Here is a 20903-nt window from a genome sequence, read left to right on the forward strand (position 1 = left end):
GGATGATCCGCTTCGGCTGCCCTTGAAGCGGGAACAACCTCATGGATACGGTGGAGCCACGGCAAATTTTTCTGTGGAGGCGCGGTCATGGGTGAAGTTCTTTCGTCAGCGGCGGCTCGAACCGACGTGATATCCGGTGATGACGTGATCGGTCACCCCGCGTGGGCGGCGCTCAAGCATGCGGTCGAGGCCATCAGGCCCTGGCAGCTCAAGGACGGGTCGATCGACTTCGACGCCGAGGACGCCCCCTCCCGGGAGGACGCCGAGCGCGCCCTGGGGCGCGTCGTGGACGCGGTCGGGCAGCTGACCGACCTGCTCCCGCACGACGCCGACTACCACCGCGCCCTGGCAGCCGACCTGCGCCGCTGGGCCGACGACGGCTTCGGCGTGCCCGACTTCCTGGACTCGCTGCTGGCCTTCCAGCCCTCCGCCGACCGCCGCGACGGCCGCCGCCATGTGGTCGTCTTCCCGATGTACACCCAGAACGGCAACCCGGACCGGAATCTGGAAGCGGTCGCTCTCCAGGTGACGTGGCCGCAGTGGCTCGCCGAGCTGGAGCGCACCAGGTACGACAACGCGCAGTTCGTACCGATCACCTTCGAGGACTTCACCCCCGGTTACGACACCAACTCCGCGGTGCTCTTCCCGGAGACCGTCGCCGTGCGCAAACCGCCGGAGCGCTGGAGCTGGGGTGCGATCTTCTGCGACCGTGAGGCCGCCCGCTTCCGCGCGGTGACCGCCGCCGCCGTGGACACCCTCGGCCTGGAGCTGCCGCCGGAGGCCGCCCGACTGGTGGACGACCAGGAGCTGGCGCAGCAGACCTACGTGCTCTGGGACATGATCCACGACCGCACCCACAGCCACGGCGACCTGCCGTTCGACCCGTTCATGATCAAGCAGCGGGCGCCGTTCTGGATGTACGGCCTCGAAGAGCTGCGCTGCGACCTCACCACCTTCCGCGAGGCCGTCAAGCTCCAGGCCGAGGGGCACCCGATGGGTCTCGGCGTGCAGTACGCCATCCTCTTCGACCGGCTCTTCCGCTTCCCGGTCACCGGCGAGCGGGTGCGCAACTACGACGGACTCGGCGGGCAGCTGCTTTTCGCCTACCTGCACAAGCACGACGCCGTACGCTGGACGGACAACACCCTGCACATCGACTGGGAGCGCGCACCGCAGGTCACCAACCAGCTCTGCGCCGAGATCGAGACGCTGTACCGGGACGGTATCGACCGCCCCAAGCTTGTGCACTGGTTCGCCGCCTACGACCTGGTCGCAAGCTACCTGTCGCCGCATCCCGGCTCGGTCTGGGCCAAGGGGCCGGACGCCCTGGACCTGACGCTGCCCCCGCGCAAGCTCGTGGACGACGTGATGGCGGACGAGTTCCCGCTCAGCATGTTCTACGAAGCCCTTGCCAAGAAGCTCCGTGAGGTGATCGCCTCCACCAAGGGGATCGTCGGAAACGCCCCAGGTTTCCGGTTCGAGATCGCCGACAAACCGCAGACCTGACCTGGCCCTGGGTGCCCCTCGGAGCCCGCAGCCTCCTGGGATGCCCCCCGCCCCGTGTGGGCGGGGGGCATTCGGCCGTTCTAGCCGCCCCTGAGGGCGCTGGCGACCTAAGCCGCGTAGGTGGCGAGGAGGTCCCGCACGGACTCGGACCCCCTGTGGGGCTCGAATCGCGCGATGGTCGCCGTGACGATCTGATTGAGCCGAGGCGAAGCTGTGTGGAAGCTCAGGTTCACCGCTCGGGTAGCCGTGCTGGCCGCCTCGTCGACCGCTCCAGCGTCCAGGTAGCTGCCTGCCAGCCAGCAGGCGTACAGGGCGACCTCTCGGGCGTGTGTGTCGTCGTACGGCGCTGTGAGGCCCTCCAGGATCGGTACGGCCTTCTTGGGGTGCCGCAGCTCCGCCCAGCATCGGCCAGCCATGATCCCTGATTCGTCGCGGTTGACCCAATAGACCGTGTCTGGCTCCGCTTCCCGACTCCGGTCGCGCCGGTCATGCGCGTCAGCCGAAAGGCCCAGCGCGCGGTCGACGCCGGCCGCGTCCCCGGCGCGAGCACTCGCCCAGGCGAGACGGTCCGCAAGCACGACGCAAGCGGCCGGCAACACGTTCCGTGGGGCGTTGGCCATGGAGGCTTGCGCCATAGCGATGCCCTCCCGGGGGCTGCCCGAGGAAGCCGTGATGTAGGACCACTCCGACATCGCCGTTGCGGCGAGAGTCTGATTGCCTGCCTGGTTCGCGGTACTCGCTGCGGCCTGAGCGAGCTTGCTGGCCTGCGGCAGCCTTCCCGCGTCGAATGCCGTCCAACTGGCGAACTGGTACAACTCGGCAAGGGCGCTCAGAAGGCCGCGAGCCACTGATTCTCCGTAGGTGCCCCCAGCCAGGGCTGTCAGGTCCTGGATCTCCTCCACCACCTTGGGGTACACGGATACCCCACCGCTGAAGTCGTCCAGCCGTCGCAGCGCTACCAGGCGCTCGCCCGCACGAGCCACATCAGCTTGGCCGACTCGGCGCCCCTGCGCCGTGGCCTTCGGTGTTGTCATCGCGATGCCCGCGACGGCGCTAGCTCCTACAAACATGCGACGGTCCACAGGCGGCACCAGCCCTTCAACGTCCGTAGTCCCCGCATCGGATGCGGTGGTCTCACCGTAACCGGAGAGATCAATGCCAAGCACCTGCTCCAGGTACGGGCGCCAGTCCTGAGGGGTCCGCTGGCCCGTCTCCCACCGGTAGACCGTGTGCGCGCTACAGCCGTCGGTCACGCCCCAACGGGCCTTGCTCAGTTCTTTCCCCAGGCCACCCTGACTTAGGCGTAACTGCTTCCGCCGCTCCCGGATGCGTTCTCCGATGGTCATCGGCGTCCCTTCGGTAGCGCTGGCCTATAGCGGGCCTATAAACGGGCCTATGTATGGCATACACCCTGGCATCTACCTATCTCCCCGCGTGGCTCGTTGACTGAACATCACCACTTCAACTTCTAAGACGCGTCTGGAGGTACAGCCGTGGCCGCTCAGAGCCGATTGGAACTGGCCTGTGAGCCGTCTGCCCCTCGGCGCGCCCGAGCACACGCCAAGGACGTACTTCCGGGGTGGGGCCTGCCTCAGGGCCTCGTAGACGACGCCCTGTTGATCGTCTCCGAGTTGGCCACCAACGCAGTGAGGCACGCCGGAGCGCCGGCCGTGCCCGACAGCCCGCTGCACGGTCCTCTGAGGGTGCCTCTCTGCTGCCTGACGCTCCTGCTCGTCGCCGACCACCTCTACATCTCCTTCTACGACGAGGCGTGCAACAGGCCGCCAGTTCTCAGGCGAGCCCCTGACGACGCGGAGTCCGGCCGCGGGGTCGCCCTTGTTGATGGCTTGACGGGCGGCGCATGGGGTTGGCAGCCCTCCAGCGGCAAGCCCGGGAAGTTCGTGTGGGCGCAACTGAATTTCGTCCTCTCTGACCCCCAACGCGCGGAGAAGCTCAGGTCATTAGGGGTGAGCGCATGACATTTGAGACCGGCGCCGCCGCCCAAGACATCACCACATTGGGACGCGTTGTGATTCGCCTTCGGGCAAGCGGACCTCGCCGTCAAGAAGATGAGATTCCGGCACTAGAGGCCGCTCTCGATGACCTGGAAATGGTCCTCGGGGAACATGCGGCTCTCTCTGAGGCCGATGTCAGGGAGCTGGAGCCGCGCCTCCGAGTGACCTATCGGCGATGGCTGACGATGTCCCGAATCATCTCCGTTCCTCTCGACGCAGAGACCGCTGACCGAGCATTCCGTGTCCTCGCGGAGCCGCCTCCCCTGGAGAATTCGGCGGCCCTCTCGCACCTTCGCCGCCTGGCGCTAGTCGTTCAAGACGTGGTGGAGCGATGCGTACGGGCCGGCGGCCCCTAAGACCCGCTCCGGCCACGAGAGTCCACGAGGAAGTCCCTGCCGGGCTTGGCAGGGATGGGCTCCACGGTTCCCCCGCGTGGCCGGAGCGGCACCATTCCAGCTCATTTCCCAATTACGAGAGAACCGACGAGGAGACTCATGGCCCACGCTGACACTGATCCGAAGAGTCCTCCTCCTCGGCGAGCCGGCTGCGTTGTCGTGATCCTGGACCCGGATGAAGAGCGTGTTCTCCTCGTCAAGCCGCGGTACGGCAGTCCGGAGGACAACGCTGACTGGCAGCTTCCTGGTGGGCACGCACACACCAATGAGCCGATCGAGGACGCCGCCATGCGGGAGTTGGCCGAGGAGACCGGCCTCCTGCTCCATCTGACGCACCTCCTTCTTGTCGATCAGATGCTGCCGAAACCCGAGCGGGAGACGACCGAGGGCGTGAACTACGTATTCGACGGCGGAGCCGCCACGGCCGAGGAGGTAGCCACGACGGCAATTCCGGAGGCTGCGGCGGAAGAGCTGGCAGACCTTCGCTGGGTGCCGTTGGGCGAGTTGGACTCATATACCCACCCCTATCAGGCCAGGCGTATTCGGGCGGCTCTGGAGAACAGCCGATCAGGGTTGCGGATGCATCTGCACCGTCGCGGGGTCCCTGTCGGCTCGTGAAGGACTCCTCTACGGAGCCCGTGCCCCTGTAGCTCAGTCAGGAAGAGCACGCCACAAAGATCGTGCCTTGTAATGCCGCGATCTGGCGCGACTCCGGTTCGAGTCCGGACGGGGGTACTACGACCGTCGTCAGGCGGCCGGATGGAAAGCAACCGGAGACCAAGGAGACGCATTGCGCGGCAAAGGCAGGGACACCGTAGGAGCGGCCAAGGCCGAGAACAATCGCGACGCGAAGGGCGGAGCAAAGCAGACCGCCCGGCGGAAGCAGGACACGCAGGCCGACCGCACCACTCGCCGGATGGTAAGGAACGAGCCACACGTGTACCCGCCCGTACAGGACGAGGGCGCGTGAGCGGCGACAAGCCCCCGGGGTTACCTGCGCCCGAGCCGATTCCTCGCACGCCAGCCCGGCCAGGGCTGGACTGAACTCCCGTCCCGGCCCAAGAGCTCTGCGGGTCGGAGTGGGTGAGCAAGGTCAGCGTACGACCATCCGATGAAGGAAGAGGTAAGCACATGCCCGTGAAGACCGTGGTGCCGGCAACCGAGCCGGCCATCTCCGACGACACCCTCGGCGACCTCGTGGCCGCCGTCAGGAAGGACTCGATCGCCGTCGTGACCGGCGTGAAGGCGCGGGTCGCCGCGTCCCGGATCGCCGACAACAACTGCATGATGGGCGGCTGGACCGCCTGACCCGTCCTCTGAACCCCTGAGGCCGTAGGCGTGCCCGGGGACGGTTCGCCGCCCCGGGCACGCGTCCGTCACATCGAAGGAGGACTCTTCCCGTGCATTTCATGAACCTTGGCCACACGTACGAGAACACCGCTCGACTGGTGACCGTGCTGACCGACGAGACGCCCGACGCCGCGAAACTCCCCGCGGCCTACCGAAGGGCGATCAACACTCTCCGCCCCCTCCCTGCCGACATCGGTGACCAGATCAACGTCACGTACGAGGATGGCGACTGGGCTGACTACTGCCTGAGTCACGGCATCTTCGCCCACATCTTCGACGGCGCAACGCCGAGCGACCAAGCGGCCCGGGAGCGCTGGGACGCGAACATCGGGGCGGCCCTGGACCATCTCCAAGGGGTCAGCCCCGGCCTGTACCGCATGGTCAGGCTCCTCGTCACCGACATCGTGGTTCTCAACTCCGGCGCGGACGGCGGCGGCTCCGCTTCTCAGATGCCCGGGGTCGTCGTCATGAGCCCCGGTCCCGAGTGGGAGGTGCCGCAGTACGCCGAGTGCATCGTGCACGAGGCCATGCACCTCAACCTGTTCATCGCCGACGCGGTATACGGGACCTTCATCCTGCCGTCGTCCGACCTGGAGGCGGACGAGCACCGCGCACTGTCGGCAGTGAAGATCGGCCAGCGTCGCCCGCTCGACAAGGCGTTCCACGCGGCCGTGGTCACGGTCCCGCTGATGTACCTGCAACACCAGCGTGGCACGACAACGCTGATCGACCTGTACGCGGACTCCCTGCGGGACGCCTGCCTGGATCTGGCAACGCATCGGCACACGTTCACCGACTACGGCGCGATGCTCCTGGACGCCCTGTGCGAGTTTGCCGGCAGCATCGACTTCGCGCACGTCGCAGAGACGATCACGGACCCCGCGTATGCGGGGTACCGTCCGGCGGTGGCCGCCTGAGCGGGCCTCCCGCTACTCGAAGTTGATTCCCGTCTCACGTGCCAGGCTCAGGGCCAGTTCCATCGACCCTGGGCCTTGCACTGTTGCGCCTTTGAAAAACGCGACCCCGCCCACGTCGAGCAGGGTGCAGTTTTCGAATCTCACCGTTCCCATTTTCACGTTGCCGAACTGTGCGCCCGTGAGGTCGCAGTTTACGAAGCGCACATTGTGCATCTCTGTGAACTGAAAGTCGGCTCCGATCATGCGACAATCGGCGAATGCGGTGGCGAAGATTTTCGCGTTCCGGAACATCGCGGGTGCGCTGACGCAGTTCTCGAACGTCACGTCGCGGAAGGTGCCGGCCTTCCAGGACGAACCGGTCATGCGGCTGCCGGTCACGCGGCAGCGCAGAAGCGACACGTCCTGTGCGCTGACCTCGGCGAAGTCGCAGGTCTCGAAGTTCGAGTCGCTGATCTGGCTCTGGCGCAACCGGCTCCCGGTGAACCGCAGATTGCCGAAGAAGCAGCCTTCGGCCTCCAGCGCCTCTACGTTCCTCGCGATCAAGTGTTCACCGTCGTAACGAACGTGACGGAGAATCGCGTCGTCTTCGAAGTCGTCCCGCGGCATCTCCGCATCTCGTAGAGCCGAGGGAAGGCGCGGGGCCTCGGGGTTCTTGACTCGGGCAATCCTGCCACCCTGCCGGGCCAGATGAGGCATGCGTGAGATATCCATTCGCCGTTGGGCCGATACTGGAGACCAGAAGTCTACGAGGAACAGTGGTCCCGGCGTTGGCTGTTGCCGGCCCCGTCGTGAAAAACGAATGAAGCCCCCAGCCGTTGTGGCTAGGGGCCTCGTGCGGTCCTACTGGCCCTGGCGGGCCGCCTGCTGGCGAAGCAGCTCCGTCTGCTCTGCGAGCTGCTTGCGCACGAACTTCTTGTGGCGCTTCTTCTTCTCCTTCTCGGAGCGGTACGGCACCACGCCCACCGTCGTAATGGACATCACCTTGCGGATCATCCCCATGACCCCCCCTTGTCTCTGACCTGCACCGATGCTAGCGGAACGGCCCCTCGCTGTCTGCACTGAGACGCCTCACCGGCTGTCGCACTGGCACTTGCCCGCGCACCCCTTCATGAGGCCAAGGGCCGTGGGGCGCGAGACGACGAACCGCGCCCGGTGCGCGATGTTGTTCTTCGACAGCCCGTCGAACTCGTGCGCGTCACGCATCGCCCCTTCGAGGGTCTGGGTCGCGATGTCTGACGCCAGGTCGGCGACCTGCTTCTCCTCGATCGCCACTTCGAGGGCGTGTGTCGGGCCGCTCGCGGGCGTGGGGTCGTCGATTACCGCGTGATGGCCATGTTCTGAATGCACTTCGACAATGGCCGGCAGGCCTGCGTACCACCCTGTCGCAGAGTCGCGCCACTTCTTCAGCGTCAGGCGCCCGAGGTCATGCGCAGTTCCCGCCCAGTCCCTGACGGTCTCAGTCTTGGCGGGTTTTTCCCATCCGTCCTCACCGTTAGCCAGTGCCGGCACTCGGAGCGCGTACTCGAAGTCCATGGCGCCTCCCTCCTTGGTGGTCAACCCTTTGACCGGACGCTAGTGGTCAAAGGGTTGACCAGTCAAGTGCTTGACTGGGCGGCGAGTCCAAAGTGAGTCACAGTATCACACTGCGTCGGATGTGACCTCACTGTCGTAGCCGTCCACGTACTCTTCGCCGTTGAGCCAGGCGGCGACCTTACCCACGCCTCGCTCCAGCCGGTAACGCACGGCCCGGCCAGAGACCTCCTGGAAGGCGGCAATGACCTCGTCGTGGGAGTCGAGGGCGAAGTGCATGAAGAGGGCCTGGCGCTCGACGTAGGAGAGCGGAGCCTTCCGCCACCCCTGCCGGATGTCGGCGAGGTGAGCGAAGAGCGGCGACCCCTTCTTCTTATCGACGCTGGCCTTCGGCATGTCTGCGTCTGGCGCCTGCGGGTTGCGAATGCCGTACGCGGCCTCTGAGTCCCAGACGGCGGGGAAGAGGTGCTCCACGAGCGCCCGGTTATAGCCGCCGCTCACACAGCCTCCGCGTACGTGGCCTGGTTCGCCTCGTAGGAGGTGTTCCGCTCCAGCCGCCTCGTCTCCTTTGCGGCAAGATTGGTCAGGTCGCACCAGACCGCGTGGTGCAGCCGGCCGAGACCTCCCTCGGCGAGAGCGGCACGCATCTGTCCGGCATGGGCAGCGAGCGCGAGGTACGCCTCCTGGCGGAGATCCTCGAACTCCAGCCGGTCGTACTGCCTGGCAACCCGGCGTGCCGCCTTCTCGGCCGCCTCGCGGACGCCCTCGACGTCCAGGACCGACCAGTCGACCATGGCTTCTTCGACGCTCTCGCTCGGCGAGAACTCGGTGATTTCGATGTTCAACGAACAACCTCCTTAACCGGCGTCTCGCCGTCCTTGGTGACCATGACCATGAGCCCCGGAGCTCCGGTCGTTCCCTTTGCGTGCCGCCACCACGTGGACTCCGACTCCATGGCCGGCGGCTGAACGAACGTGCGTGGTCCGTCCGTGTCGATGAACTCGTGATGTAGGTGTCCGGCGAGGAGAAGGTCCGCCTGGTGCATCGCCGACTCCTTGTTGAACGCCTGGCCCCTCCACCAGTCGAAGTGCTTGCCCGGCCTCCACTGGTGACCGTGGGCGTGGGCGGCGACCGTCCCCGAACAGTCCACGACGACTGTCAGTTCGTCCGTGTCGGGCACGAAGAACTCGACGTTGCCGAACTTGTCCGGGGCGAGGTCCGCGGCGTCCTTGACGGCGATCAATGACTCGGTGTCGTGCGAGTCGTCATATCGCGTCAAGCCCTTGCCGTTGATCCGGACGGCCTCGCCGTGATTTCCCGGCACTGCGGCCATCGTGACCCGACTGACCTCCGGTGCCGCCAGGCACATGCTGTGCAGCATGACTCGGCGCGTGAGCCGGATCTGCTCCGTCAGGGTCAGTGGCGTGCGCCAGGTGTTTGCGCCGCCTTGGCTGACGAAGCCTTCGACGTGGTCCCCGAGGAAGCCGAAGTGCACATGGCCGATGTCGAAGCGGAGCCGGTACGCCTCCAGGAGGACCATTGCCCGGTTTAGCCCGGTGACCGTCCGCTTCAGCGTCCCCTCGACGCCGTCTCCGTCGATCTTCCCGAACTGCATGTCGCCGAGAGCGATCACGTACGTCCACGAGCCGTCCCTGCGACGGTTCTCCCCGCCGAGGTCGTAGGTGTTGACGGCGGCAAGGAGATCGTCGATCGGAGGTCGCTCCGCCGTAGCCGTCCCCTCGCGACGCCTGAAGACGAAGCGGGCGCTCTCGCCGGTATTGCCGTTCGGCATCGTCCACTCGCTACGCCGGTACCCGGTCTGCTCCCAGTCGTCAGGGTTGAGGCCCTGCTCTTCCAAGTAGGTGCGGGCCGCGGTGCTCGTCGTCTCGCCGATCGGCCGGCGCAGCTCGGCGACGGCCTCCTCGCCCTTCACCTCCAGCTTGGACGTGAAGTCCTTGCTCGGGTTGGTCAGGCGCGGCGGGATGGCCGGGCCTACCGGCTTCGCGAGAAACGCCTTCTCCAGCGCACTCACTCGGACACCTCGGGGTCGATGTCCACGCCGACGCTGGTTTCCCGGGCCCACTCGACAAAGTGCTCCAGGAGGACGCCTTCGCGCTCGAAGGTCTTGATTTCCTCGTCGCTCATGCCGTGGTAATGCTCGACGGGGGACTCGTACTCGACTACGAGCTCACGGCGGACGCGGACCATCCTGATGGATCGAGTCACAGTATCACACTCCTTGTTGACGATAGGTCCGGCGGTACGTACGGATGGTCGAGGCGGAGACGTCGTGTCCGAACCGCCTGAGGGTCGAGGCCAGCCAGTCGGCCGAGGTCTCGCCGAGTAGGTGCGCCGCGAAGGCTGTCTGCTCGGCCTCGGTCAAGGCCGCGTAGATGTCGCGGAGCGTCGGACCCGGGTCGCCCGGCAGCCCGTCGAGGCGCTCGGTCACCACTTCTCCAGGTGCCTGATCTCGATACGGCGGCCAGCGGTGCTCGCCCGCTCGATCGCAGCGGCCATCCCCTTGGAGATGCCCAGGTCGACGTACACGACGATGGTCGCCCTTACCTTGTCGCCCCACAGGAGGCCGGCCCGGATGCCCATCTCCCGCTCCTCCGGCTTGTCGTCGTCGAGGATGCCCTCCTGCGTATAGAGCAGGTGGCTCGCAAAGGGCGCCTCGCCGCGTCGAAGGCAGTCGGCCATGGCGGCTCGGGCGTAGGTCAGGTTCTTCTCGACGTCGCCCGCGTACGGGCTCTCCAAGACTACGAGTCTCACATCGCCTCTTCGGGGTGGATCAGGCAGAGGCCGGCGTCGTACTCCTCGCCGTACCAGTAGCTGTCGTATCTGGTGCAGTAGGACTCGATCAGGTAGCGGCCGACGAGGAGGCCGTCCGTGCGGTCCCACTCGTTCGGACCCACGTCGGCGCGACGGAAGAACATGTCGAGGCCCGAGTAATCCTCTTCGTGCCTGACATCGCAGCCGACCTCGCCGTACTGGTCGATGCAGTCGTCGGTGTGCTCGACGGTGAAGCCGTCCTCGGAGTCATCCTCGACGATCAGCCAGTGAGGCTGATGGTGCTTCGGCTGGCGACCCGGGAAGCGAATCTCGTCTTCTGGCATGCAAAAATCCCAGTCGGGGGACTCGAAGTGCTCGAAGTCGAGGATCACTCGCCACCGTCCATGACGTCGGCGACTCCGCGCAGGAACTCAGCGACCCGCCGGGGGACGTGCCCCTCTATGGCGGCGAACTCTGGGTCGAGGGCGACGCGGCCCACCTCGGTCAGCCCGCCGTCGCCCACCTGGATACGAACGGGGATCATCATCTCGGCAGCCATCAGACGCCCAGCCCTCGGTCGATGGCGTCGATCGCGACGACGGCCTGTGCCGCAAGCAGGACCAGTGCGGCGCGCGACCCCGAAGCCTCGGCGTCTCCGAACGCCGCGAAGACGTCCTCGATCAACAGGCCGTCCATGCCAAGCGCCTGCTCGTCGGAGCGCTGAATGTTGATCGTCGACCAGCGCTGCTCCTGGGCCTCGTAGTGCTGCCGGCCAGCCTCGGGGTTCTTGCCACCACGTAGCGGAAGGCCCTCAGTCGGAGCCTCCTTCGCCTTCGCCTTGACCTCGCCCAGGATGCCGGTCAGTGGGTCGGGCTTACGCCCCGGCTTCCTCGGCGCTTCGGCGTTTGTCGTCACGCTGCTTTCTCCTCTCGAAAGGCGGCGTAGATTGCCTCTGCGCCGTACGTCATATACGTGTCGTTGACGTCGGCCGGAAGCCGCCGTACGGGCTTGGCGGACCGCAGCCCGCGCATCACTGCCGACGTCAGCTCGGCGCCCGCGTCGTCCGGGTCGGACCACAGCCACACCCGGTTGAACCCCGCGAGCATCCGCCGATGGCGGCCGAACCACATGTTCACGCCGGGGATGGCGACCGCATAAAGACCAAGCTTCCGCAGGATGATCCGGTCGAGCTCGCCCTCGGTCAGGTGAATCTCGTCGCCCGCCTCGTGGATCGAGTCGACCCCGTACATCCTGGGAATGTCGTCCTTGACCGTGTTGTACTTGCCGTGGAAGAAGTCCCGGTGGTTGTGCTCCTGGAGGCAGCGGAAGCGGATCGTTAGCGGCTTGCCGTTGCGGCCCAGATAGGGGATGGCGAGCATTCCCCGGTAGCGCTCGTGCCCCGGGAAGGGATCACTTACGACGCCAAGTCGGTGTGTAGCCGCCTCCTCCCGCCCGACTCCCCTTGCCAGCAGGTACCCGGCGACCTCCGCCGTAACGGCTGCCTGATAGGCGCTCGTCGCCTCCTCCAGTAGTTCCCTCTGCGAGATTGAGAGAGGCCGCAAGGGCGCATGCTCCTCGGAAATCGCAAGCCTCCTTCTGCATGATGAGCGTGTAGGAATCTCCGCCGACGCCGCAGCTCTGGCACTTGAACAGGCCCTCGCCGAGGTTGATCGACATAGACGGCGTTCGGTCGTCGTGAAGCGGGCACGACACCATCGACGTGTTCCGCATCGGGTTGAACTGGACTTCGTAGTGAGCGAGGACCGCTTCGAGCGTCGGCTTTACTCGCTCGTCGGGGCGCCAGCCGCGGTCGTTGACTCGACCGAACCTCAATGGGTCACCCCGTAGAGCTCCTCCACGGCGAGAATCTGCCCGAGGTCGGCGTCGGGGTCTTCGATGAAGGCGAAGAAGGCCTCCAGCTCATCCCATTGCTCGTTGCGCTCGTCTTGGGTCATGCCGGTGCCCATAGAGCCGATCACTGAGGGTCCAGCCCGAGGTACTCCTCGACGGTCGTCAGCACGAACGCCTTCCGCCAGGGCTTCCCCCGGCGCTTTACGACGACGATCGACTCGACCCGGTCCAGGTCGAGGCCGCGGTGCTTGGCGAAGTGCTCGCGCTCGATCTGCGCTTGACCGAGGAAGACCCCCGGCTCGAATCGCGCGTTCTTCGCCTCGATCACGAGCCAGTGGCCGTCGTCCTCGCGGATGACCATGTCGCCTTCGTCTTCGGTGCCGTGCAGCCGGAGCGACTCAACGTCGAGACCCTCGGCTCGCAGTCCCTCGCGAAGGTCGGTCTCCCACTGCGCACCCTTGCGCTTGTTCCGCGCCCCCTGACTTGTCACACTATTACGCTCCCTTCGAGTTAAGGACGACCGTCGAGGGCGTCCATCCTGAGCCGGCCGGGGCCGGGGTGTTGGGCTGTGAGGTGACCACCTGCCGAGGCAGAGCCGAGAAGCGAGTGATCTCCGGGTGGCAGCGCATCGACGCATACCGCCTTGCCGTGGGGTCACACGGCCCCATGCGCTGCTTGATGACGGCGACCCGGTACTCCAGGCTCGTCGGGTCGAGAGCGACGCTCAGCGACAACTCAGGCTTCTCCGATAGGCCACCCTTGACCTGGTCTCGGCTCGGCGGCGACCAGGGATCCGTCTTCGCCTCCCACGCCTTGTCGCTCGCGTGGTGCATCAGGATGACCGTGCTGCCCGTCTCCCGAGCAAGCTCGGTGGCGTTCGACATGACCGCCATCTGTTCGGTGTAGTCGCTCTCGGCGCCCTCGAAGTCCATGAGGTTGTCGAAACAGACGATCTGCGGGTACGCGTCCCACAGCTCGACGTACGCTTCGAGCTCCTCGTCGACCGACCGCCAGGAAATCGGACTGCCGAAGCTGAACGTGATCTTCGAGTCCGCCAGTGCATCGAGGTAGCCCTGACGGTGACGACCTCCCGCCGCCATGCCGGCCTCAACCATCTCCGTCGTGTCGCCGGTCGCCATGCTGGCCAGCCGCGACGAGGCTGTGAAGGCGCTCATGTCGGCGGAGAAGTAGAGCGTTGGCAGATTCATCATCGCCGTCCAGAAGAGGGCGAAGCCGGACTTCTGGGTGCCACTGCGACCGCAGACCATGATGACCTGGCCATGCCGGGGGCGGCAGCCGATCGCGTACAGGGCCTCGAACGCCTCCACGCGAGGCAGTTCCTTGCCCGCCTCGGCGTGCAGCGCGAGGGACCTTCCGGGGGTGAGCATCTGCTCTCACCACCTCCTCTCTCGCGGGGCGAGGTGCCCCGTCATGCGCCTCCCTTCGTCGTCACGCACGGCGAGTGTCGTGCTACATTTCCAGCCTGAGCGCCCCCCCGAGGTCCAGATAACTTCTGAACCAGACGGCGTGCGTAGACGTGTCCATCTTGGGCCTATGGGTCCCAAGTTAGCCCGGACAATTCCCGCACCACCTAACCGCGACTGCAACGAACCGTCAGTAGACGGCGCACGGCTCCGGGCACCGTGCGACAACAGGCTTCCGCCTGTCGTTGCGGGTCGTCCTGCCTCGGGAGCCCCGTTACGTGGGCGGCCGAGTGGGACGAAGGACGGGCCGTGTGGACCCCGATTGGACATTTTCTTGCGTCAGCGCCATGGGTGCTGGCGGCCGTTGTCGCGATAGCAGCCGTGGTCGTACTTGCGTCCTTCCGAGGCACGACCCCGGAGCAGCGCGCGGACATGATCAGGGCCTGGGCGGACGTCTTTCGTGGCGGCGGGCGCGACTAGTCGAAGTCGGGCGCGTCGGCAATCGCCGCCTCCGCGGCCTCGTCGCGCTTGTTGGCGTAGTCGACGACCTGCTGCACGATCGCGGCGTCATGGACGGTACGCCAGACCCACGCCGGCTGCTGGCCGGGCTTGGACGGGGGGATCTGATCGAGGGTGACGATAACCGCCGCACCGACCATGTCCTTCAGGTCGCGGGCGAGCACGGTCTGTTCGATGCGCTGCCCCTTCGCCACCTCGGGCGTGCCGGCCGCGAGCGTCTCGGCGGACTTGAAGACGGTCACGTCACAGAGGGCCGAGTCCTTCGGGCCGTTGGGGGTCGGCCTCTGCAAGTCGAACTGGTTGACCTCGATCAGGACCGCGACCGCGTCCCGGTTCTCCTTCGGCTTGAACCAGCCGCCGCCCTGCACGGGGATCGTCTTCAGTGCGATTGCCACGGTGTAAGTCTCCTTTGTTCGGTGATCGGTGAATGGTGTTGGCGCCGTGCGCCTATGGGGTGAAGACGGCCAGGGTCGCGGCCTTCACGTCGAGAAGCCGAGCCCCCTCGAAGTCGGAGTAGTGCTCGCGGGCGTCCATCCGCGCCTTGGAGGAGATCGCGCTTGCGAGCTCGCGCTCGTTCACGACGTAGCCCGGAGGAACGTCAACCTCCAGGGCGAGCGTCACGGTCGAGACGACTCGGACCTTGCTCACGCCGACAGCGCCTTGCCCTTGGCCTTCCAAGCGGCCATGACGGTGGCGTCGGCGAACATTGCCTGGTTCTCCGCCCACAGCTTCTTCAGGTCGGCGACGTTGGTCTGCTTCGCGATCTCGGCCAGGATCCAGGCATTCGGGTCCGCCGCAGGCTGCTGCGGTGCGGTCGGGGTGATGCCGGCGGGCTTGGCGCCTGCGGCCTGCGCCCAGGGGTCGCCCTCCTGCTTCGCGGTCGACGCGCTGGGCTCTTCGCTGACAACGACGCCGCCGAGCTGCGCGGCGATGAGGCCGTTGCCGTGCGCAGCCTGCGTGGCGTTGACGACGAGGCTGTTCAGCGTCAGTCCCGCCACACTATCACGCTCGAAGCCGAAGTAGGCGATGATGTCCTCGCGGACGTCGGCCGGGGACCCCTGGAAGACGGCCCAGGTCTCCTCGTAGCCCTTGCCGTACTTGATGGTGACGCTCAGTCCGCGATCCCTCGTGGTTTCGCTCACTCGGTGGTGTGCTCCTCTCTCGTGTCCTGCGGCTTCGCCCTGCCGGGCTCTCCCTGTTGACGTTGCTACAGTATCACACAGGCGTCGAAGAAGAAGAACCTTCTCGTGTGACCTGGCTCACGAGGCGGATCAGTCCGCCCTTCCTTGCTCGGCGAGCTCGGATGTCCAGTGCGAACAGCGCGTCGTCCCAGCCCTGTCGAAGGTCTGCCCAGTACAGGTTGCACTCGGTGCCATCCTGCGGCAGGTGAATGATGATGCCCCAGTCCTGGCAGATGTCCCCTAGGGGCTCGTACGCCTTCGCCGCCTCCTCGGCGGACACCTCAGTCTTGCGCCACTTCGCCCACGCCTTCTCGGATTCCTTGTCGCCCCTGATTCGGGTGGGCGCCGGAAAGACGGTGTGGTCGTACTTCTGGCCCCGCGAGTAGATGGCGAGCTGCGCCGGCATCTTGATCTTGCCGTAGTCGATGGCCGTCTCCCCGCCGGTCTTCAGGTCCACGATGTGGCGACCTGGGCAGGCATCGCCGGAGCGACAGGGAAAGTCCAACTCGGCGGTGCGGTCGAAGGTGCCTCCGACACCCAACTCCGGCACGACGACGAACTGTTCGGCGGAGATCATGTGCAGGCCGCTGGTCTCGATCATGTACGAGGCCATGAGCTCGACCTCTTCCGGCGTAGTGCCCTGCGGCAGAGGCTCGCCCCGGTCGACGTACTCCGAGAGGGTGTGCAGGTGTGTACCCTGCGCGCTGGCCTTGCTCGCACCGGCCACGTCGGCGGCTCTCTCCGCGAGGGCGTTCAACTTGCGCTTGCCTTCGGGGCTGCTCGGGTTGAGACCTTCGGTCTCACCGAGGATTGAAGGCTGTTCTGCCGCGCCGAGAAGCGTCATGCGCTGCTTCCAGGTGGACAGGGCGCTCTTGTCTTCGATGCAGTCGATGAACGTCGTCGTCCTCGTCAGCACCATCGGCTTGCCGCCGTCCGGCGGAATGATGAGCGGGCTTCCCCGGCCGTCACGCGGGACGGAATCGTTCGGGTGGACGGCGGCCTTCGCGGGAATCTCCCGCAGGTTCAGACTCACGCGGTTACCGCAACGCGGCTCAGGATGGGCGTCGTTGCGAGGGTCGCCAGGCCAGCGACACTCGGACGCTCGCTGGTCTCGGTCAGGTAGATGCGCACGCTCCCATCCGGGAGCAACTCGGGCTCCCCGTAACCGTCGTCGATGGGCTCCAGGCCGATCGACCTTACGTGACGAAGCACCTGACCCATGATGCTCGGGCTGTACCCCGGTGCTGCGTCGATGTAGCAATCCTCTGCGTCCACGTCTACGTGTACGTGGATGAGCCCCTGTGGCGCCTCGAAGTCGACCACAGATGACCTCTCAGATGCAGAGGCCCCCCCCTGGGCTAGGTCCATACTTTGCGCCTCCAGTGTGTAAGTGTGACTGAGAGCGTCAGTCTGCACAAGTCCTCCACAAAACGTCAACCACTTCCCAAAAGTTTCCCCGGGTAACTTTAATTTTGAATGACCCTCATGTGTCCCCTGACGTGCGAACACCCCCCCGTCTACAGGCGGGAGGGTGCTCTCGGAGTGGGGCGCGGCCTACTCCTCAACTGTGCCGCGGACCCGAGTCCGCTTGGCTGGCGTGCGGATGATGTCGGTGTCAGTTTCCTCGCGCGGCACATAGAACCAGCCCTCCTCTGTCTCTTCGTCGTAGTGCACGACTACGTCCTCTTCTTTGAGTATGTCGAGCCAGGACTGAAGCCGGCCGGCGTAGTCGTCGGTCAGTGGCAGCCCTTCGCGTCGCCGCGCCTCCTGGCGGAGCATGGTGATCGGGTAGGCCCACCGGTGCTCCTCCCGTACGAACCACGGGATCAGCTCGTCGTTACGCGCGATGCGGCGCGGGATGCCGTTCCGCGTGCGAAAATTGGCCCACATCGTCTGGGTTGTCGTGATGTGGTACTTCTGCTCGTACTGCTCGATCATGTAGCTATAAGGTCGATCCTCCTCGAACCAACGCAGAACCTCTGCCTTGTCCTGGATCTTGCTCGCTGGCATGGTCCTCCACTCTCATACACTGTAGGTCTGACAACAGACACAGTTACACACAGTGTGTTACGTAGTCAAGGAAGGGTTGGCAAATGAGGCAACCCTTAGCGGCGGATCCGCGCCGTTGCGGGATCGCGCAAGTATCACAGTGACGGTTGGGAGCCGGAGTGAAAATTGAGGTAACCGTAGAAGTGACTGTATGCGACATCGACCCGGACCCGGAGGTACCGGCAAAGCGCTACAGCATCACGGCTGACGACGGCCGGACGGTCACGAGGGAACTATGCCCGAACCATGCGGAGCCCTTCGAAGCACTCCTCAGGGAGGAGGACCCTGGCCCCGAGGGCGAGAGCGAGTCGGACGACGGTCCCCCTCCGGTGAGGGTGCGCGGACATGGCGCCGTACCGAGGAAGACGGCCGCGGCGAAGAAGGCGGCGGCCAAGAAGACCGCCGCGGAGCCTGGGGCATCCTCGGAGGAGGAGCCGGCCCCCGCCGGCCGTCGTCGTCGCCGTCCGCCCGTGACCACCATGGCGCAGATCGAGCAGAAGAAGGCCGCGAGAGGGAACTAGAGACGGAGAAAGCGCCCCCGCCAGTGTGAGCCAGCGGGGGCGTTGCTCTGCTTACTTGGCGCCGTTGGGCTGGGCGTAGACGCCGAGCGCGGTGAGCACCTGTATGGCGGCGGCCACGTCGGGCTGATCGCCGAAATAGAAGACGGCGACGCCGGCCAGGGCGCCGATCGCGGCGACGACGGCCTTCGCGTAGGGCTGGAGCTTGGCGGGGAGCAGGTTGAGCAGATTCACGAGTGGATCCTCCTTGGGGGGTGGATTAGGCCTTGACGGCGAAGCCGTGCCGCTTGCCGAGGGCGGTCAGGGAGGCGGAGCCGGGGATGCCGTCCGCGTCGCTGCCGGTGTAGTGGAGCTTCTTCTGCCAGGCCTTGTAGGCGGCAACGGTGGTGGTGCCGAAGGAGCCGTCGCTCGCGTACTTCGCGGAGAGGAGGCCTTCGGCCTTCAGGGCGGTCTCGACGAACTTCACGTCGGCCGCATGGGTCTGGTGGCCCTGCTTCCCCTTGGGGTCGGCCTTGGCCGCCGCGATCAGGTTGCTCAGGTCGACGACCTTCGCAGGGCCGGGCTTCGGTGCGGGCTTGGCCGGAGCGCTCGCCTTGGGGATGAGCCCTCGCTGCCACGCCTCCATGGCCGCCTTGGTCGCGAAGGCGGCGACGTCCGTGTCCACGGGGGACGAGGTCCACTGGTCGATCACCCAGGCGTGCTGGATGGTCGGGTGGCCGGCGGAGCCGTTGTACTGGGCGATCCACAGCGCGTCGCCCGCGTACGAGGTCGAGTCGTGGTTCAGCCAGAAGTCGCGGTTGCAGTACAGGCCCACGCGGTGGGTCGGCCGCAGCCGCTTGACCTCCTTGATGAACGCGTCCTTCTGGGCGCAGGAGACGCCCGGGTCCTCCCAGTCCGCCCACAGGGTGTCGCCGTCGACCATGGGGGTGTTCTTGACGAAGTAGGCGGCCTGGGCGGTCATGCTGCCGGGCCGAAGGAAGTGGTAGAAGCCGACCAGGAGCCCGCCCTTGCGGGCGTGAGCCACCTGGGCCTTCATGCGCGGGCTGAGGTAGCTCGTGCCCTCGGTGGTCTTGATGATGACGAAGGTCAGCCCGGCGGTAGAGGGCTCTGCGCTCTGGTGGCTGGACCAATCCTGACCGTTGACGGTCACGGGCAATCTCCTTTGGGTATGCGAAAGCCCCGACTCGGAATGAGCCGGGGCTGCGGTGTGCTGGTGGTTCAGCTACGGGAGCTGACGACGTGGTCGTCGAGGCGCTCGGCGAGGGCCAGGCGCTCGCGGCGCTCGTGGGCTACCTCCTCGCGCAGGCCGCCGATGTCGCGGCCGTGTTGGTTCAACGCCTCGTCGTGGCGGGCCTGGCCTTCGAGGACGCGGTCCAGGCCGTCGATGACGCGGTCGAGGTCGTCACGCAGGTTCGTGGTGTGGGTGTTAGCCACCTGATCCCGGGCTTCCTGCGTGTGCTCGCGCACCTCTGCGAGGGCGGCCGTATTGCGACGCAGCATCTCCGCCAGAAGGCCGAGAGCCGCAGTGCCGACGACGCCGCCGGCCGTGATGATGGAGACCTGGACGTCGGGATTGATCACTGGCCCATCCCGAAGACGAGCGCCTCCAGGCGCTTGATTCGCTCCTCCTGGGCCTGCACGACCGACAGGAGGGCTACGCCGAGCAGGTCGTACCGCAGGCCGTCGACCTCGCCGTCCATGTACTGAACGAGCCACTTCAGGCCGAGGTCGTCGACCTCGTCTGCGATGAGCCCGACTTCGTCCTTGCGTCCCTCCATCCAGTCGCCCGTTTCCTCGTCGGCCTTGCCCTTGCGGTCGTAGATGACCGGACGCATCTTCAGTACGTCGGAGGGGTCGATGGGGAAGTCCCGGATGTTCTCCTTGAACTTCCGAGCCGAGGTGTTGCGGCAGAAGGAGCCCGAGCCTTCGACCCATACCGAGTAGAACGTGCCGTCCGTGGCGGTGTTGGAGTACGGCCGCTGTGAGCCGTTGGCCCACGAGATGGTGTCGCCGGAGGTCAGGTAGCTGCCGTGGCTGTGTCCGGCCGGCGGGAAGGTGCTCGGCTTCGCGGTGATCGACGACCAGGTGTGGGCGTGTGTCGCGGGCGGGAACGTGGTGGGCTTGCCGGTGACCTGGCCCCAGTCGTGCGTATGGCTCGACGGGGGGAAGGTGGTCGGCTTGTTGAGGATTGCCGTCCAGTCGTGCGTATGGGTGTCCGGCGGGAACGCGTTGGGCTTCCCTGCGACGTTTGCCCACGTCACGACGGGTGCGAGGTCTGTCCAGGCCGAGCCGCCCCACCACTCCCACGAGGAGGTCGTGCGGTTGTAGCCGAGCTGGCCAACGCGCGCTGCGGCCGGGCGGGTGTCGGTCGACCAGCTACCCAGGCGACTGCCGACGAAGCGCCGGTCATCCGTCACCGTCGATGCGCCGACGTTGGTCGCGCCGGCAGGCACGGTGACCCGCGCGAGGGGGAGCTCGTAGACGTCCGTGTCCGTCTGCGTCGGATCCAGGGCCGAGCCGCCGGCCACGCCCTTCAAGACTGCGAGGACGATGCTGTTCTCTGCAGGGTCGAGCCTCAGGACAACGCGGTCCGTACGCGCCGCCGACTCCGACGCGGCGATGGTCAGCACCTCGACGGCGGTCGAGAAGTAGGCGCAGCCGCGGACTACCGCGAAGCCCGGCTGAACCTTGACGGTCATACCCGAGCCGTCAGCGGAGACGGTGAGGTCCAGCGCGTCGGGCGAGGCGGCGACGCCGGAGTCCTGGAGCTCTCGGAAGAAACGACTGAATTGTCCTTCCGTCACAACCTGACTGTCGAAGGGGTATGAGCTCTGTGCCACGGTGGGGGCCTCCAGGGGATACTAGAAAACCCCTCA

Annotated in this window: 34 protein-coding genes and 1 tRNA gene; 7 read left to right on the forward strand and 28 right to left on the reverse strand. The window is 66.2% G+C overall.

The window, feature by feature from the left end:
* Nucleotides 1-87: 87 nt before the first annotated feature.
* On the forward strand, nt 88-1506 hold the full coding sequence (locus tag OG702_RS31780) for a DUF6421 family protein (protein WP_327292402.1): 1419 nt from the start codon (nt 88-90) through the stop codon (nt 1504-1506).
* Nucleotides 1507-1613: 107 nt separating this feature from the next.
* Here the strand turns inward: OG702_RS31780 and OG702_RS31785 are convergent, their stop codons facing one another.
* Complete coding sequence (locus OG702_RS31785) at nt 1614-2852, reverse strand: helix-turn-helix domain-containing protein (protein WP_327292403.1); 1239 nt, start codon at nt 2850-2852, stop codon at nt 1614-1616.
* A gap of 147 nt (nt 2853-2999) precedes the next feature.
* Here OG702_RS31785 and OG702_RS31790 point away from each other — a divergent pair, with 147 nt between their 5' ends.
* The 5 genes from OG702_RS31790 (at nt 3000) to OG702_RS31810 (ending at nt 6183) form a co-directional block, all read left to right on the forward strand.
* Complete coding sequence (locus OG702_RS31790) at nt 3000-3485, forward strand: ATP-binding protein (protein ID WP_327292404.1); 486 nt, start codon at nt 3000-3002, stop codon at nt 3483-3485.
* A 530-nt stretch (nt 3486-4015) separates the two neighbouring features.
* Nucleotides 4016-4534, forward strand: coding sequence for an NUDIX hydrolase (locus tag OG702_RS31795; RefSeq protein ID WP_327292406.1), 519 nt, complete (start codon nt 4016-4018; stop codon nt 4532-4534).
* A 22-nt stretch (nt 4535-4556) separates the two neighbouring features.
* Nucleotides 4557-4651: transfer RNA gene (locus OG702_RS31800), tRNA-OTHER, on the forward strand.
* Between the two features lie 396 nt (nt 4652-5047).
* Entirely contained in the window at nt 5048-5224 is a 177-nt protein-coding gene (locus tag OG702_RS31805; protein WP_327292407.1) for a hypothetical protein, read from the forward strand.
* Between the two features lie 146 nt (nt 5225-5370).
* Nucleotides 5371-6183, forward strand: coding sequence for an aKG-HExxH-type peptide beta-hydroxylase (locus OG702_RS31810; protein ID WP_327292408.1), 813 nt, complete (start codon nt 5371-5373; stop codon nt 6181-6183).
* 12 nt (nt 6184-6195) lie between these two features.
* Here the strand turns inward: OG702_RS31810 and OG702_RS31815 are convergent, their stop codons facing one another.
* From OG702_RS31815 to OG702_RS31925, 23 genes are all read right to left on the reverse strand, one after another.
* Nucleotides 6196-6879 (reverse strand): pentapeptide repeat-containing protein, encoded by a 684-nt coding sequence (locus OG702_RS31815; RefSeq protein WP_327292409.1) that lies wholly within the window; start codon nt 6877-6879, stop codon nt 6196-6198.
* 144 nt (nt 6880-7023) lie between these two features.
* A complete protein-coding gene (locus OG702_RS31820) occupies nt 7024-7161 on the reverse strand; it encodes a hypothetical protein (RefSeq protein WP_327292410.1) in 138 nt (45 codons plus the stop codon).
* Between the two features lie 90 nt (nt 7162-7251).
* Entirely contained in the window at nt 7252-7716 is a 465-nt protein-coding gene (locus OG702_RS31825) for a hypothetical protein (protein ID WP_327292411.1), read from the reverse strand.
* A 105-nt stretch (nt 7717-7821) separates the two neighbouring features.
* On the reverse strand, nt 7822-8214 hold the full coding sequence (locus OG702_RS31830; RefSeq protein WP_327292412.1) for a hypothetical protein: 393 nt from the start codon (nt 8212-8214) through the stop codon (nt 7822-7824).
* Nucleotides 8211-8558, reverse strand: a complete 348-nt coding sequence (locus tag OG702_RS31835) for a hypothetical protein (RefSeq protein WP_327292413.1) — start codon at nt 8556-8558, stop codon at nt 8211-8213. Before OG702_RS31835 ends, OG702_RS31830 begins: the two co-directional genes overlap by 4 nt.
* Complete coding sequence (locus OG702_RS31840; protein WP_327292414.1) at nt 8555-9745, reverse strand: hypothetical protein; 1191 nt, start codon at nt 9743-9745, stop codon at nt 8555-8557. The genes OG702_RS31835 and OG702_RS31840 overlap by 4 nt, the downstream gene beginning before the upstream one ends.
* Nucleotides 9742-9939, reverse strand: coding sequence for a hypothetical protein (locus tag OG702_RS31845; RefSeq protein WP_327292415.1), 198 nt, complete (start codon nt 9937-9939; stop codon nt 9742-9744). The genes OG702_RS31840 and OG702_RS31845 overlap by 4 nt, the downstream gene beginning before the upstream one ends.
* A gap of 4 nt (nt 9940-9943) precedes the next feature.
* Complete coding sequence (locus OG702_RS31850; RefSeq protein WP_327292416.1) at nt 9944-10162, reverse strand: hypothetical protein; 219 nt, start codon at nt 10160-10162, stop codon at nt 9944-9946.
* Complete coding sequence (locus OG702_RS31855; protein ID WP_327292417.1) at nt 10159-10485, reverse strand: DUF7768 domain-containing protein; 327 nt, start codon at nt 10483-10485, stop codon at nt 10159-10161. The genes OG702_RS31850 and OG702_RS31855 overlap by 4 nt, the downstream gene beginning before the upstream one ends.
* Nucleotides 10482-10877: a hypothetical protein gene (locus OG702_RS31860; RefSeq protein ID WP_327292418.1), complete on the reverse strand. Its 396-nt coding sequence runs from the start codon at nt 10875-10877 to the stop codon at nt 10482-10484. Before OG702_RS31860 ends, OG702_RS31855 begins: the two co-directional genes overlap by 4 nt.
* The gene (locus tag OG702_RS31865) at nt 10874-11044 is read right to left on the reverse strand and encodes a hypothetical protein (protein ID WP_327292419.1); all 171 of its coding nucleotides are present in this window, start codon (nt 11042-11044) and stop codon (nt 10874-10876) included. Before OG702_RS31865 ends, OG702_RS31860 begins: the two co-directional genes overlap by 4 nt.
* Nucleotides 11044-11400 carry a hypothetical protein gene (locus tag OG702_RS31870; protein ID WP_327292420.1) on the reverse strand — a complete coding sequence of 119 codons (357 nt, stop codon included), beginning with the start codon at nt 11398-11400 and terminating at the stop codon, nt 11044-11046. Before OG702_RS31870 ends, OG702_RS31865 begins: the two co-directional genes overlap by 1 nt.
* Nucleotides 11397-11864 (reverse strand): toprim domain-containing protein, encoded by a 468-nt coding sequence (locus tag OG702_RS31875; protein WP_327292421.1) that lies wholly within the window; start codon nt 11862-11864, stop codon nt 11397-11399. The genes OG702_RS31870 and OG702_RS31875 overlap by 4 nt, the downstream gene beginning before the upstream one ends.
* 31 nt (nt 11865-11895) lie before the next feature.
* A complete protein-coding gene (locus OG702_RS31880; protein WP_327293445.1) occupies nt 11896-12216 on the reverse strand; it encodes a CHC2 zinc finger domain-containing protein in 321 nt (106 codons plus the stop codon).
* A 98-nt stretch (nt 12217-12314) separates the two neighbouring features.
* Nucleotides 12315-12440 carry a DUF7215 family protein gene (locus OG702_RS31885; RefSeq protein ID WP_327292422.1) on the reverse strand — a complete coding sequence of 42 codons (126 nt, stop codon included), beginning with the start codon at nt 12438-12440 and terminating at the stop codon, nt 12315-12317.
* Between the two features lie 20 nt (nt 12441-12460).
* Nucleotides 12461-12826: a hypothetical protein gene (locus tag OG702_RS31890; RefSeq protein ID WP_327292423.1), complete on the reverse strand. Its 366-nt coding sequence runs from the start codon at nt 12824-12826 to the stop codon at nt 12461-12463.
* 4 nt (nt 12827-12830) lie between these two features.
* Complete coding sequence (locus tag OG702_RS31895; protein WP_327292424.1) at nt 12831-13724, reverse strand: AAA family ATPase; 894 nt, start codon at nt 13722-13724, stop codon at nt 12831-12833.
* A gap of 512 nt (nt 13725-14236) precedes the next feature.
* Nucleotides 14237-14674 carry a hypothetical protein gene (locus OG702_RS31900; protein ID WP_327292425.1) on the reverse strand — a complete coding sequence of 146 codons (438 nt, stop codon included), beginning with the start codon at nt 14672-14674 and terminating at the stop codon, nt 14237-14239.
* 52 nt (nt 14675-14726) lie between these two features.
* Complete coding sequence (locus OG702_RS31905) at nt 14727-14927, reverse strand: hypothetical protein (RefSeq protein WP_327292426.1); 201 nt, start codon at nt 14925-14927, stop codon at nt 14727-14729.
* Complete coding sequence (locus tag OG702_RS31910; RefSeq protein ID WP_327292427.1) at nt 14924-15421, reverse strand: hypothetical protein; 498 nt, start codon at nt 15419-15421, stop codon at nt 14924-14926. Before OG702_RS31910 ends, OG702_RS31905 begins: the two co-directional genes overlap by 4 nt.
* Nucleotides 15422-15494: 73 nt before the next feature.
* Entirely contained in the window at nt 15495-16493 is a 999-nt protein-coding gene (locus OG702_RS31915; protein ID WP_327292428.1) for a hypothetical protein, read from the reverse strand.
* Nucleotides 16490-16783, reverse strand: coding sequence for a hypothetical protein (locus OG702_RS31920; protein ID WP_327292429.1), 294 nt, complete (start codon nt 16781-16783; stop codon nt 16490-16492). Before OG702_RS31920 ends, OG702_RS31915 begins: the two co-directional genes overlap by 4 nt.
* A gap of 231 nt (nt 16784-17014) precedes the next feature.
* Nucleotides 17015-17470: a hypothetical protein gene (locus OG702_RS31925; RefSeq protein WP_327292430.1), complete on the reverse strand. Its 456-nt coding sequence runs from the start codon at nt 17468-17470 to the stop codon at nt 17015-17017.
* A 158-nt stretch (nt 17471-17628) separates the two neighbouring features.
* Between OG702_RS31925 and OG702_RS31930 the strand changes: the two genes are divergently transcribed.
* Entirely contained in the window at nt 17629-18030 is a 402-nt protein-coding gene (locus OG702_RS31930; RefSeq protein WP_327292431.1) for a hypothetical protein, read from the forward strand.
* Nucleotides 18031-18081: 51 nt separating this feature from the next.
* Here OG702_RS31930 and OG702_RS31935 read toward each other — a convergent pair whose 3' ends face one another.
* The 4 genes from OG702_RS31935 to OG702_RS31950 form a co-directional block, all read right to left on the reverse strand.
* Complete coding sequence (locus tag OG702_RS31935; protein ID WP_327292432.1) at nt 18082-18261, reverse strand: DUF7439 family protein; 180 nt, start codon at nt 18259-18261, stop codon at nt 18082-18084.
* Nucleotides 18262-18286: 25 nt separating this feature from the next.
* Nucleotides 18287-19177, reverse strand: a complete 891-nt coding sequence (locus tag OG702_RS31940) for a GH25 family lysozyme (protein WP_327292433.1) — start codon at nt 19175-19177, stop codon at nt 18287-18289.
* A gap of 68 nt (nt 19178-19245) precedes the next feature.
* A complete protein-coding gene (locus tag OG702_RS31945; RefSeq protein WP_327292434.1) occupies nt 19246-19608 on the reverse strand; it encodes a DUF2746 domain-containing protein in 363 nt (120 codons plus the stop codon).
* A complete protein-coding gene (locus OG702_RS31950) occupies nt 19605-20867 on the reverse strand; it encodes a tail fiber domain-containing protein (RefSeq protein WP_327292435.1) in 1263 nt (420 codons plus the stop codon). Before OG702_RS31950 ends, OG702_RS31945 begins: the two co-directional genes overlap by 4 nt.
* Nucleotides 20868-20903: the final 36 nt, after the last annotated feature.

Origin of the sequence: Streptomyces sp. NBC_01198, assembly GCF_036010485.1 — a bacterium.
Taxonomy (GTDB): domain Bacteria; phylum Actinomycetota; class Actinomycetes; order Streptomycetales; family Streptomycetaceae; genus Actinacidiphila.

Excerpts from the sequence above, each read along its gene's own strand:
- OG702_RS31805 (WP_327292407.1), top strand. The coding sequence starts at position 5,048 with ATGCCCGTGAAGACCGTGGTGCCGGCAACCGAGCCGGCCATCTCCGAC.
- OG702_RS31825 (WP_327292411.1), bottom strand. The coding sequence starts at position 7,716 with ATGGACTTCGAGTACGCGCTCCGAGTGCCGGCACTGGCTAACGGTGAG.
- OG702_RS31885 (WP_327292422.1), bottom strand. The coding sequence starts at position 12,440 with ATGACCCAAGACGAGCGCAACGAGCAATGGGATGAGCTGGAGGCCTTC.
- OG702_RS31780 (WP_327292402.1), top strand. The coding sequence starts at position 88 with ATGGGTGAAGTTCTTTCGTCAGCGGCGGCTCGAACCGACGTGATATCC.
- OG702_RS31925 (WP_327292430.1), bottom strand. The coding sequence starts at position 17,470 with ATGCCAGCGAGCAAGATCCAGGACAAGGCAGAGGTTCTGCGTTGGTTC.
- OG702_RS31815 (WP_327292409.1), bottom strand. The coding sequence starts at position 6,879 with ATGCCTCATCTGGCCCGGCAGGGTGGCAGGATTGCCCGAGTCAAGAAC.
- OG702_RS31875 (WP_327292421.1), bottom strand. The coding sequence starts at position 11,864 with ATGCTCGCCATCCCCTATCTGGGCCGCAACGGCAAGCCGCTAACGATC.
- OG702_RS31795 (WP_327292406.1), top strand. The coding sequence starts at position 4,016 with ATGGCCCACGCTGACACTGATCCGAAGAGTCCTCCTCCTCGGCGAGCC.
- OG702_RS31880 (WP_327293445.1), bottom strand. The coding sequence starts at position 12,216 with ATGCGGAACACGTCGATGGTGTCGTGCCCGCTTCACGACGACCGAACG.
- OG702_RS31820 (WP_327292410.1), bottom strand. The coding sequence starts at position 7,161 with ATGTCCATTACGACGGTGGGCGTGGTGCCGTACCGCTCCGAGAAGGAG.
- OG702_RS31785 (WP_327292403.1), bottom strand. The coding sequence starts at position 2,852 with ATGACCATCGGAGAACGCATCCGGGAGCGGCGGAAGCAGTTACGCCTA.
- OG702_RS31895 (WP_327292424.1), bottom strand. The coding sequence starts at position 13,724 with ATGCTCACCCCCGGAAGGTCCCTCGCGCTGCACGCCGAGGCGGGCAAG.
- OG702_RS31865 (WP_327292419.1), bottom strand. The coding sequence starts at position 11,044 with ATGGCTGCCGAGATGATGATCCCCGTTCGTATCCAGGTGGGCGACGGC.